Origin of the sequence: Metabacillus dongyingensis (genome assembly GCF_019933155.2) — a bacterium.
Taxonomy (GTDB): domain Bacteria; phylum Bacillota; class Bacilli; order Bacillales; family Bacillaceae; genus Bacillus_P; species Bacillus_P dongyingensis.
Genome location: NZ_OK052578.1, coordinates 61,288 through 73,928, shown reverse-complemented (window position 1 = coordinate 73,928; position 12,641 = coordinate 61,288). Strand labels below are relative to the sequence as shown.

The following is a 12,641-nucleotide window of genomic DNA, read 5'->3' as shown; positions in this document are numbered from 1 at the left end:
TCCATATATCCACTGGGTAGTACTATACTTATACAGAAGAAATCACTCCTAACCAAGAGAATTATTACACCTTACCTGCTAGAATAAGATTTAAAGGAAATATATCCATTTAAAATTAGTCCTGATTGACGTTCACTAAAATTTTTATTGTATCTTTGTTTTGATCTGCCTCTTTGATTCCCTCTTCTAATTGATCTAATGTGATCGTTTTACTGAATATATCTTTAGGATTAAATCTTTTTGATGAAATAAGTTGGATTGCTTTCGTCCATGTTCCGTAAGTACCTGCATAAGAACCTACGATTGTTAGTTCCTTGCTAAAGATGTCAAATGGTTTAATTTCCATCACTTTATCAGCAGGTGCTGCTCCGTAAGCAACCAGCGTTCCTCCCTTTCTAACCATCTGTAAAGCTTGCTGATAAGTCGGGATCGCTCCAACAACTTCAAATACAACATCAGCGCCTCTTCCTTCAGTAAAATTAAATACTTCCTGGACAGGATCTGTTTCTGATGCGTCAATAACAATATCTACTCCTAGCTCCTTAGCCTTTTGAAGACGTGTTTTATTCATTTCAGATAGAATAACCTTGCTTGCACCATTTAGTTTTGCCATAATCGCATGGGCCAGCCCCATCGGCCCAGCACCGATAATAGCTACTGTATCCCCCATTCCGACATTCGCCCGCTCCTGGCCTCTGATAACACATGCCAGTGGTTCGATATATGCGCCTTCCTCCCAGGACATAGCTTCAGGTAATTTATACACATTATTTTCAGGCGCTTTTATGTACTCTGCAAATGCACCATTGATATGGACACCTAGCTGTGTGATCTTCTCGCAAAAGAGCTTCTGACCTGTCTGGCAATAATAGCAATTGCCACAACTAATATTGATATCTGCTGTTACACGGTCACCTTCCGATACACTAGTCACTGATGATCCTATTTTTACAATTTCACCAGCAAATTCATGGCCTTGGATGAGAGGCTTAGGAGCTGGAAAATGTCCGTTGTATATATGTGGATCGGTTCCGCAAATCCCGCAAGCTTTCACTTTAATCAGAACCTCATTATCCTTTATTTCCGGAACAGGTACGGACTCGATTTTTAAATCTTGAGTTCCATAAGTAACAGCAGCCATCATTTCTTTTTTATCAAAACTGCCTTGTGGTTTTTTAAGTACAGCATCTTTTGTGTTTTGTGTCATCATACTTCCTCCTTAAATAATTTTTTCAGGAAAACGATTGACTCCTCTGTGTATTGATCATAGAACTCTTCACATCTTGTTCCATTAAATGGGTCAGCAAAAGCAGGTAATAATTCCATTGTTAAATAACCACTGTAGTTTATATCCTTTAATGCTTTAGCGATTGGTTTAAAATCAATATGCCCTCTTCCAGGTGCCGCACGATTACTGTCAGCAATATGGAGATGATATAATTTATCCCCAGCCAGCCGAATCGCATCAGCAATGTCTACCTCTTCAATATTCATGTGGTATGTATCACCCATACACCCAACACTTGGTAAATCAATACGATGGACGAGTTCAAGAGATTGTTCCATTCGATTAATTAGGTAATTTTCATACCGATTCCAAGGTTCAACTGTTAATCTGACACCATGTTCGCCAGCAAATAAACCAGCTTCTTTAATTCCTTCAACAGCCCAATTGAGTTCAGTTTCTCTATCTGATTCTTGATAAATTTTCATACAGGCAGTAGGTGTTAATGAAATACCTTGCGCCCCAATTATGCTTGCAAAATCAACGCAGCTTTTAATATACTCAATTGCATTCCTCCTAATTTGTTTATCACTAGAGACTACGTCTCTTTCAGGATTATAAATAGCACATATTGTAGAGGCGGAGATGTTATACTTATTAAGTAGTTCCTTGATTAAACCAGTATCCATTTGTCCTGGTTCCCCAACAAATTCAACACCGTCATATCCGAATTTTGATAATCTCGCAATACTCGTTTCAATATCCTCACCAGCATATACAAGTGTGTTATAACCGTATTTAATCATTCTCATCGCTCCTTTTGCCCATTTAGAATATACTCTTGTGAACATCTTTTTTATAATCGCTTACATTATTTTTAAAAGTTATAAAACAATTTAATTGTTAAATTATTGTTTTGCAGCCTTTTGAATTACTTCCGGAGCTTCCTGACGGTATGCCATTTTCCATGCCTCTAAAACATTTTCCTGTGTTACAGCTAAACCTGGTACAGCGACAAATGGAGGCACTTCTTTTCCAAGTAAAGAATGCCCGGCTAAAATCGCCTCTGCAACTCCCTGATCAAATGGCAGCTGTGATCCAAGACCTTTTACATTTCCACCAGAAGCAATCTCTAAGGCAACGTTAGTACCTAAATCTACTGTTGTGATAATTAAATCTTCCTTTCCAGCCGTTCTAGCAGCTGCTAAAACACCTTCAGCAGGAACATCCCAAATAGCGAAAATTCCGTCTAAATCGTTGTATCTCGTTAACATGGCTGATGCTACTTTTTCAGCATCGTTCGGTGTTGTTATTCCGCTGCTTGTGACAATTTCAATTTCTGGATACTTTTCTTTAAGTGTTGTTTCAACTGCTTCTCGACGTTGGTTATTTACAAAGAAGTCAACATCGTGGTAAATGATACCAACTTTCCCTTTTCCACCAAGCTGTTCACCTAAAATATCTCCTGCGGCTGTACCATTTCCATAGTTATCAGAAGCGACAACGCTTACATAATCCTTGCCTGGTTCTAATCCCACAGGTACGCTATCCATAAATACCAGTTTAATACCAGCATCTGCAGCTTTTTTAAAAGCCGGAGCAGTTGAAACAGGATCAACCGGTAGACTGACGATAATATCTGGAGATTTTGCCATGATTGTTTCGATATCAGCTACTTGTTTTTCAGACTTAAATTGCCCATCTGTAACAGCAACCACTTCAATTCCCATTCTTTCAAATGCTGCTTTTAAACCGTTAATTTGTGCAGTTGAATAATCATTACCAGCATAATGCATGGCAATTGCAGCTTTGTATTTACCTTCTTTAATCTTTTCAATTTCTTCTTCTGTTAGTTGAAAATCCTTTGCTGAAATAGCTGTTTCTCCATAAGGACCTTTACTTAATATTTCTTGTTCACTTGAAATTTCCGGGTTAATCGTAAGTGGACCTGAATCAGGAAGTTTCACCTCATTTTTATCGCTCTTTTCACTTTCGTTTCCAGATTGAGAAGAACTACTTTGACTACATCCAGCAATTGCTAGACCACTAATTAATAGAATCATCATCATTTTGGAAAAAATCTTTTTCATGAAAATCCCCCTATTTTTTATGAAATAAAATCTTATACTTGAACATCTTTTCTAGAATCCAAAAAGATGTTCAAGGTATATATGATCTGTTTTATTTTCTTTATTTAACTTCTGCTAGTTTCTGTTTCAAATAGTCAATTGAAGTTTTTGCATACCAATCTGGATCTGCTTTTCTTGTATGAAATCCAACTTCCATTGATAGATAGCCCTGATAATCAATTTCTTTTAACGCTTTTAGTAAGGAATCAAAATTCACACTTCCTTGACCAGGAGGCAAACGATCATCATCTGAAATATGAACGTGATGCAGCTTTTCCTTCATTCTATATACATAATCACTTGGTACCTCGTTTCTATATAAGGCATGGAACGTGTCAAACATTACTTTTACGTTGGATTCTCCCGCCTCTTGAGCAAGCATTAAGGCATCATCAGCTGATTCGATTAGATTGCTGTCGGCTGCTTGAGGCTCAACAACTATTGTAATTCCAAGATCTTTTGCGTATTTTGCAACATCTTGTAAACCTTCTAAACTATATTTCCATGCATCCTTCTGAGTTGTTCCAAAGCCAAACCAGCCCGCAAGCCACATCACAGTCGGGCATTCCCAATCGTGGGCAAGTCGAATAACATCTTTATATTGTTTAATTGTAAATTCTCGTTCTTCTTTTAATGGAGAGCATGGATTTAAGCCAGGTCCGCCCCCTGGAGCAGGAAGCATAGCAGCAACATTAAGATTGTTTCTTTTTAAATGTTTAAGAATTTCTTTACGTCTTTCATTCGATAAAAAATCTGGATACGCATGAGGACTTGCACATCCAATTTCAATTCCGTCATAACCCATAGCTGATAAACGACTAATGACCTCTTCTAATGGATACGTTGGAAGCCAAGATGGAAAAGAACCGTAAACCCAGGTATTAAATGAAATTTTCATCATGAACAACTCCGTTTTTTAAATGATTTTGAATCTTACATGGACCATAAAAATGGGATTTTACCTAATCATGAGTAGCAAAATACAAAGCTCTGTTTTCACCAAACAAACACAGCTTTTTCTGTCTTTCTTTCATCGAACATACGGAATGCATCTGCTGCTTCTTCAAGCTTGAACGTATGTGTGACTAGTTTTTCAACAGGTAGATTTTTTCTCACAATAAATTCTGTAATTTCATCAAATTCTTGAATTGGGAAATACCATGAACCCATAACAGTAATTTGCTTTCGAATTAATTGCTGGCTTGGTTTAATGGTTGTTTCTTTACTTTCACCGATGAACGCTACTCTTCCATGAGCCTTCACACAATCTAATGCATCATTTTCAGCATAAGGATTTCCAGAGCAATCGATTGCTGCATCAGCACCTGCTCCATTTGTAATGCGATTAATCTCTTCTTGTACATTTAATTCTTTTCCATTAATTGTGTAATCAGCACCTAGCTCTTTTGCTAATTCTAGGCGTTCATCAAGCATATCAACGGCAATAACAGTCGCGCCTAAGCCTTTTGCAATCATTACGCCAGCTCCACCCATAGGACCCATCCCAAAAATAACGAGCGTATCTTTACCAGATATGTTCATTCTTTTTTGAGCATGGTAGAGCGTTCCGACTGCATCCGTCGATACAGCGGCAGTAACAAAGCTCATGCTATCAGGTAATCTCATGCAATTTTCAGCTGGAACAACCATGTAATCAGCGTCACCACCGTGAGAGTCAAAACCAATACATTTAAATTCCTTACAGAACATTTTATAGCCACTCTTACAATGTGCACATTCACCACAGCCTAGTGCTAAGTAAACTGCTACGCGATCTCCTTCTTGGAATTTTGTCACTCCTGGACCTACACCTGTAATCACACCCGCTGGCTCGTGACCTGGAACCGTACAACCTGTTTTTGTTCCTTCAAATACTGACGTACCATGGTATAAGCTCATATCACTACGGCAAATAGCGGATGCTTTTAACTGAATTAACACTTCTCCCTGTCCAGGAGTTGGAATGTCCACCTCACGAATTTCTACTTTTTTATCTCCTGGGAAAAAAACTGCTTTCATTGACATTGTTGTTCGCCTCCATTGTTGAATTGTTTGCTTTTATTAAGCCCACCACATTTCAGTTAGCTCTTCTTTAAACATGGCTCCTTTTAATAGAGAGATTGCTTTTTTTAGACCTTCATCAGTCGAAGCCAGCATATCTTCATGCTCAATTGAGATCACGTAATCATAACCAACTGCTCGCAATGTACTAATCATGTCTTTCCATAATTTCTCATCATGTCCATATCCAACTGATCGGAATGTCCATGATCGATCTAAAATCTCACTGTAGTGCTTCGTATCTAATACACCGTTTACTTTTATGTTTTCTTTATCCAAATAGGTGTCCTTTGCATGGAAATGAAAGATCGCATTTTCACGTCCAAGCTTTTTAATCGCTGCAATTGGATCGATTCCTTGCCAAACTAAATGACTTGGATCAAAATTTGCTCCGATGTTTTCCCCTGCATGTTCTCGTAACTTTAGCAATGTTTCAGGGTTATAAACGACAAATCCAGGATGCATTTCAAAAGCAACTTGAATACCACGTGATCTGGCAAACTTCGCTTCTTCTTTCCAGTAAGGAATCACCACTTCATTCCACTGCCAGTTTAAAACCTCTGTAAATTCGGGCGGCCACGAGCATGTTACCCAGTTTGGATTTTTTGCTTCATTATGATCTCCAGGACATCCGGAAAATCCATTTACAACAGGTATTTCTAATTTTTCAGCTAGGAGAACTGTTTTTCTCCACACCTCATGAGAATCATTGGCTAACTTCTTATTAGGGTGCAAAGGATTCCCATGGAAACTAAGTCCACTAATGGATAATCCTCTGCTTTCAATCGCTCTCATGAACGACTTTGCTTTTTCAGGTGATTGAAGTAATTCATCTGGATCACAGTGATGGTTACCAGGATAATTTCCTGTTCCAAGCTCAACTGTTTCTAATCCCATTTCCTTCACTTTATCTAGCATCGTTTCAAACGGGAGGTTTTGATAAAGTGGTGTAAAAACACCTAGTTTCATGAGTAGACCTCCTTTTCTTGCTTGACCTTCACCCATTTCTGCTGTTGGTGACTTTTTAAGATAGCATCAGTAATACACATTGATAAGTGACCATCTTCAAATGTGGCAAAGTTAGGCTTATCTGTTTTAAGACTTTTTTCTTCTCTAACAAACGTATAGAAGTTTAGCATCATATTTTTTAATGCATCAGGCCAGCCTTCATTATGTCCACCCGGATGATGAATGGCCGATTTTGCTTCTACCGAGAATAAGCTCGGATCTGCTAATAGAATTTCGTTTGGTTTATCGCGGTGGCCAATCCACAATTTTTCCGGTTCCTCTTGATTCCAAAATACTGAACTCTTACTAGCATCTATTTCAAAACTCAGTCTATTTTTTCTTCCCGCACTTACTTGTGAAACGGTGAAAACACCTCTTGAGCCATTCTCAAAACGAACCAGTACTGATGCATAATCCTCTGTATTGATGGCAACATCCTCATACTCCTGCTCCTCATGATTGACTGCGCTGAACGTATTACTGCCAGATATTGCTTTCTTTCTTACAGGGATAACCGTGGCAAGGTCAGCAAAAACTTCTACGATTTTTTTCCCTGTTACATATTGAACCGTGTCACACCAATGTGAGCCGATATCTGCAATAGCACGGGATTTCCCCCCTACCTCTGGGGCTAATCTCCAGTTAAAATCCGTTTCATATAACAACCAATCTTGTAGATAGCTTCCATGCACCAAGTTGACTTTTCCTAAATCTCCGCTTGAAATCATCGCATGTAAATTTTGGACACTTGCATGCTGTCTATAATTGAAATTCACACCATGAACAACATCTTTTGTTTTAGCTAGAGTCAACAATTCTGCTGACTCTTCGCTGTTCATTGCTAACGGCTTTTCAGATATCACATGTTTACCGGCTAAAATGATGTCCTTATTTATCGCAAAGTGAACATGATTTGGCGTACAGTTATGCACAACCTGGATCTCATCATTTTTAAGCATTTCGCGGTAATCTCCATAAGCAAGTGGAATACCAAGTTCAGCAGCTTTTGTTTCCGCTTGCTCCTGGCTTGTTTCTGCTAAAGCAACCACTTCTACAAATCCAAGTCTTCTAATTGCTTCGATATGAGTTGGCCCAATAAAACCTGTACCAATAATCCCGACCTTTATTTTTTCCATGTTTCATCCTCCTGCTCTGTCATTTTCTTCTTGATGATTTCTTTTCTCTATTTATCTCTTAATTGCTTTTTTACCGAAAGCTACAGCTAAAATGATGATGATTCCTTTTATAATCATTTGCTGACTAACATCCAGCCCCATAATGATAAGTCCATTATTAATTGTCCCAATCATTAAGGATCCTATGAGTGTTCCAATAATTGTCCCGACTCCACCAAAAAGACTTGTTCCACCTAAAATGACAGCAGCAATAACAGAAAGCTCATCTCCTTCACCGAATGAAAATCTTCCTGCGTTCATACGCCCTGCATAAAGTAAACCCGCTAAACCAGCCATTGCACCTGTTCCTAAGAAAACGAGCAACTTAATTTTCATCGTCTTTACACCTGAGAAACGTGCAGCGCTTTCATTACCACCAGTTGCTAATACTTGTCTTCCAAAAGACGTCTTACGTAGTAAAACATGAGCAATGATTGTAAAGACAACAGTCCATAAAAGTAATACCGGAATTGGCCCAATATCACCAGAACCAAAGATAAAGTTGAAATTTGAGTTAACAATTGGAACTGGAGCTGTATCTGTTACCCACATCGCAACACCTTTTATCGCTCCCATTGTCCCTAGTGTTACTAGGAAGGATGGAATTGCTACTTTTGTAACAAGTAAACCGTTAATTAGGCCAACAACAATACCTGTACCAACACCACCGATTAATCCGCCAATGATACCGTAGCCTGCCTGTAGTGCTAATGCCCCAACTAATGAAGATAAAGCGGCTATCGAACCAACGGAAAGATCAATTTCACCTGTACTGATAACAAATGTCATTGCAAGTGCCATTAAAGAAATGGTTGCTGTTTGTCTCACAATGTTTAATAGATTGCTTGAAGATAAAAACCCTTCATCATATAAATTGATAGAAAAGTAGATTAACACTCCTACGAAGGCAAAATAGACGATATAGTTACGCCATTCAAATTTCTTAAACATAGGTAATGCTGGTTTTTCTACTTTAGAAACCTTGGATTGCATATTGTAGATCCTCCTCTGATTTAATCTCAGTTCGTTGTAGTTCCTTTTTTATCTTGCCTTGATGCATCACAAGAACACGATCACTCATAGCAAGAAGTTCAGGTATTTCTGATGAAATGACAAGTATGGCCTTGCCGCTAATAGCTAATTCTCTAATAATGTCGATAATTTCTGTTTTTGCTCCAATGTCTACACCAATTGTTGGTTCATCAAGCAATAAAACGGTTGGGTTATTTGCTAACCATTTTGCAAGAACAATTTTTTGCTGATTTCCACCTGACAATAGGCCTGATTTTTTAAAGATATCATCCGTTTTAACATTTAACTTTTTGACAAGTTGATTGCTTATTTCATTTGCTTTTTTGTTATCAATAAACAATCCTTTGTTCACTTTAGATAAGATTGGTAGAATCATATTGTCTTTCACACTATGTTCTAGAACCAATCCTTGCACACGTCGATCCTCGGGAATTAATGCAATCCCTGAGTCTATTGCATCCTTAGCCGAATTAATTGAACGTTTTTGACCATCAACGTAAATTTCACCACTGTCTATTGAGTCAATTCCAAATAAGCAACGAACTAATTCCGTTCGTCCACTACCCATCAATCCAGCAATTCCTACTATTTCTCCAGGTTGTATTTTAAGATTAATATTTTGAACTTTATCTCCAGCGCTTACATTTTTCACCTCAAAAATCGGCGGTGCTTCTTTCGAGTATTCCCTCTCCTGATATTCAAAGGCTTGGTCAAATTCTTGTCCTACAATATGCTGAATAACTGTATCAAGATCAGTTTCACTACAATCCTCGGTTGTAATATATTGACCATCACGCAAGATCGTGATGCGATCACAAATTTCGAAAATCTCATCCATTCTGTGAGAAATATAAATAATCGCATAACCCTTTGCTTTTAATTGATTGATGAATTTGAATAATACTTCCGTTTCCGTTTGAGTTAACGAAGAGGTCGGCTCATCCATAATCAATATTTTCGCTTCCTGAGATAGTGCTTTTGCAATCTCAGTCATTTGCCAATAGCCAACTCCTAGATTTTGAACAACATCAGATGGTCTGATATCAACCCCAAGTTCCTTTAATAGAACCTCTGTTTTCTTTTCACATTCTTTATCATTTAAAAGCCCAAGTGATGTCTTATCTTCTCTCGTTAAAAAGATATTTTGGGCAACTGTAAGGGTTGGTACTAAGCTAAACTCTTGGAAGATCATTGAGATCTTATTTGCCTTTGCGTCATCAAAGCTTTTAATGCTTACAGGTTTTCCTTCAATTAAAATGTCTCCACTATCTGCTGTATAAACGCCAGTAAGGATTTTCATTAATGTTGATTTTCCTGCACCATTCCCACCCATTAAGGCATGTACTTCTCCTTTTTTCACTGAAAAGTTGACCTGGTTTAGGACCGTAATACCATTAAACGCTTTATTTATATTCTTCATTTCAAGAATAGGTTGATCCATTGTTTGTTCACCTTCCTTTGGTTATAGAGGCTATAAGAAATTGATAGCCTCTATACACTTGTTTACTAATCTGTTATTTCCATGCATCTTTAACAGTTGAAGGAACTTCAACCCCATATATTAATTTCCAAGCATCAAGAACATTTTCTTTTGTTACTTCGATAGCAGGAGAAGCAACATAAGGAGGAGCTTCTTTATCTAATAGGGCATATCCTGAAAGAATGGCTTGTGCTACACCTTGATCATAAGGTAATTGAGCACCTAGTCCCTGAACGATTCCATCAGATGCGATTGAAATCGCTACATTTGTACCTAAATCAACTGTTGTCACAACTAAGTCATCTCTTCCGGCTGTACGAGCCGCTGCCATAACACCCTCAGCTGGTATATCCCAAGGAGCGAAAATACCATCGATGTCTGGGTTTCTTGTCAGCATCGCTGAAGCAACTTCTTCTCCTTTATTCGGGTCCGTTATTCCACCTTGTGCAACGATTTCAATGTCAGGATATTTCTCTTTGATTGTTGCTTCAAATGCATCTGAGCGGTTTTTTGTAACAAAGAAGTTCACATCGTGATAAACGATACCAACTTTCCCTTTTCCACCAATTTTTTCTGCCATAATCTCCGCTGCAAGTGCACCGTTTCCATAGTTATCTCCTGAAACTATACTGATATAATCCTTACCTGCTTCAAGACCTTCTGCTGCTCCATCCATGAATACTAGCTTAACGCCTTGTTCTACTGCTTTTTTATAAGCTGGTGCAGTTGATACTGCGTCAACCGGAACCGAAATCATAATATCTGGTTTTTTTGCTAAAACTGTTTCAATATCGTTAACTTGTTTTTCTGCCTTAAATTGTGCATCTGTAACAGCTACAACTTCAATTCCCATCTTTTCAAATGTATCTTGCATCGCTCCAACTGCCGCATTCATATAATCTGTACCTGAATAGTGCATAACAATGGCTGCTTTATAATTACCATCCTTAATTTTTTGAAGCTCTTCTTCGGTTAACTGTAAAGACTTTGCAGAAACGGCTTGTTCTCCATTTGGTCCTTTATCTAGAACTTCTATATCTGGAATCTCAGGATTTATTGTTAGTGGCCCTGATTCAGAAAGGTAATTTTCATTTTTTTCTGTGCTTCCTTCCGTTGTCTGTGCTTCTTCCTTATTTCCACATCCGATTATTACGCTAAAAACGAGTAGCATTAATACGGAAAATAATAGATTCTTTTTCATTTCAGAACCCCCATGTTTTTCATGTAGTTTAATCTTTTGTATGGTACAACTAACGTTTTTTACAACCACCTCCTTTAAAGTTCAATTGGCAGAAGTTTGTAATCGTTTACAAATCAACCGCAATTCGAAGCTATAAATTAGCGCTTCTTAACTTATAGAGAAAATGAATGAAATCTAATTTCTTTCTTAATTTTGTAATCCATTACATTTTCTTTATAAAAACAAACTTTTCATCCCTTTTTACTGAGTTTAAAAGTTATGAGTGAACTGATATTTGTAACCGATTACATTAAGGGTGTAAGGATTTATTGATCTTTGAGCACGATTCTCTTATGACAAGACTGTCATCTAAAATATATTGATTTTTCTCGATTTTCATTTTATCCATTAGCATGATTAATAGTTCCATCGCTTTAGAACCTATTTCAAAAGCTGGTTGTGAGATTGTGGTCAAAGCAGGCTCGAAAATAGACGAAAAATGAATATCATCGAATCCAATAACCGAGATGTCCTCAGGTACTCTAAGGTTCATTGTTCTTATGGCTCTAATGGCACCCAAAGCCATTTCATCATTCGCTGCAAATACTCCGGTTGGCATTCTATTGAGCGCTAAAAACTTCTTCATTAAATTAAATCCGCTTTCATAATTAAAATGACCTTCTTGTACTAGTACTGGATCTATTGATAAGCTATGCCTTGCCATCGCCTGGTAAAAACCCTTTAATCGATCTTGTCCTAATACACTATCAAGTGGCCCAGAAATAGTTCCTATTCTTCGGTGTCCTAACTGAATTAAATAGTCTGTTGCCTTTCTTGCACTGCTGACATTGTCAATTGAAATGGTTGGAATAGAAGAGCCTTCAATATATTCACAGGCAAGTACTACAGGAAATTCATTTGCCATTTCTTCGACAATCTCTGCTTTCATCTTTGCTGTTAATAAGATCATACCGTCTGCTTTTTTCTGACGGAGCATATCTAAATACCGACTTTCCTGTTCACTATCATTCCCAGCATCACCAAGTAAAACTTGATATCCATTAGCTGATGCAAGATTTTCTATTCCTCGTAGAACCTTTGAAAAGAAAGGATTAGATATATCTGGAATCACAACAATCACTGTTTTAGTTTCTGACGTCCTTAGCTGCCGAGCTAAAACATTTGGATGATAGTTTAATTCTTTAATGGCTCTTAATACTTTGTTAATTGTTTCCTCTCTTACAGTATCAGGCTTACTTATGACTCTAGAGACTGTAGCAGTGGAAACATTTGCCTTCTTTGCAACATCTACGATTCTAACCATTTAAGACTCTCTTTTCTATTAACTTAT

General features: G+C 37.7%; 11 protein-coding genes. All 11 read right to left on the bottom strand.

The window, feature by feature from the left end:
* Nucleotides 1–115 precede the first annotated feature (115 nt).
* Nucleotides 116–1,207 (bottom strand): zinc-dependent alcohol dehydrogenase, encoded by a 1,092-nt coding sequence (locus K8L98_RS25155; RefSeq protein WP_243551477.1) that lies wholly within the window; start codon nt 1,205–1,207, stop codon nt 116–118.
* Nucleotides 1,207–2,031: a sugar phosphate isomerase/epimerase family protein gene (locus K8L98_RS25150; protein ID WP_243551475.1), complete on the bottom strand. Its 825-nt coding sequence runs from the start codon at nt 2,029–2,031 to the stop codon at nt 1,207–1,209. Before K8L98_RS25150 ends, K8L98_RS25155 begins: the two co-directional genes overlap by 1 nt.
* A gap of 102 nt (nt 2,032–2,133) precedes the next feature.
* Nucleotides 2,134–3,315 carry a substrate-binding domain-containing protein gene (locus K8L98_RS25145; RefSeq protein ID WP_243551472.1) on the bottom strand — a complete coding sequence of 394 codons (1,182 nt, stop codon included), beginning with the start codon at nt 3,313–3,315 and terminating at the stop codon, nt 2,134–2,136.
* A gap of 100 nt (nt 3,316–3,415) precedes the next feature.
* Nucleotides 3,416–4,252 (bottom strand): sugar phosphate isomerase/epimerase family protein, encoded by an 837-nt coding sequence (locus tag K8L98_RS25140; RefSeq protein WP_338037055.1) that lies wholly within the window; start codon nt 4,250–4,252, stop codon nt 3,416–3,418.
* 98 nt (nt 4,253–4,350) lie between these two features.
* The gene (locus tag K8L98_RS25135; RefSeq protein ID WP_191556739.1) at nt 4,351–5,379 is read right to left on the bottom strand and encodes a zinc-dependent alcohol dehydrogenase family protein; all 1,029 of its coding nucleotides are present in this window, start codon (nt 5,377–5,379) and stop codon (nt 4,351–4,353) included.
* Nucleotides 5,380–5,415: 36 nt separating this feature from the next.
* Nucleotides 5,416–6,384: a sugar phosphate isomerase/epimerase family protein gene (locus K8L98_RS25130; RefSeq protein ID WP_243551469.1), complete on the bottom strand. Its 969-nt coding sequence runs from the start codon at nt 6,382–6,384 to the stop codon at nt 5,416–5,418.
* Nucleotides 6,381–7,559 (bottom strand): Gfo/Idh/MocA family protein, encoded by a 1,179-nt coding sequence (locus K8L98_RS25125; protein WP_243551467.1) that lies wholly within the window; start codon nt 7,557–7,559, stop codon nt 6,381–6,383. The genes K8L98_RS25130 and K8L98_RS25125 overlap by 4 nt, the downstream gene beginning before the upstream one ends.
* 51 nt (nt 7,560–7,610) lie before the next feature.
* The gene (locus tag K8L98_RS25120) at nt 7,611–8,591 is read right to left on the bottom strand and encodes an ABC transporter permease (RefSeq protein WP_070875622.1); all 981 of its coding nucleotides are present in this window, start codon (nt 8,589–8,591) and stop codon (nt 7,611–7,613) included.
* Nucleotides 8,572–10,071, bottom strand: a complete 1,500-nt coding sequence (locus tag K8L98_RS25115) for a sugar ABC transporter ATP-binding protein (protein ID WP_070875623.1) — start codon at nt 10,069–10,071, stop codon at nt 8,572–8,574. Before K8L98_RS25115 ends, K8L98_RS25120 begins: the two co-directional genes overlap by 20 nt.
* A gap of 73 nt (nt 10,072–10,144) precedes the next feature.
* Complete coding sequence (locus K8L98_RS25110; RefSeq protein WP_243551465.1) at nt 10,145–11,311, bottom strand: substrate-binding domain-containing protein; 1,167 nt, start codon at nt 11,309–11,311, stop codon at nt 10,145–10,147.
* Between the two features lie 289 nt (nt 11,312–11,600).
* Nucleotides 11,601–12,614 (bottom strand): LacI family DNA-binding transcriptional regulator, encoded by a 1,014-nt coding sequence (locus K8L98_RS25105; protein WP_243551463.1) that lies wholly within the window; start codon nt 12,612–12,614, stop codon nt 11,601–11,603.
* Nucleotides 12,615–12,641 lie beyond the last annotated feature (27 nt).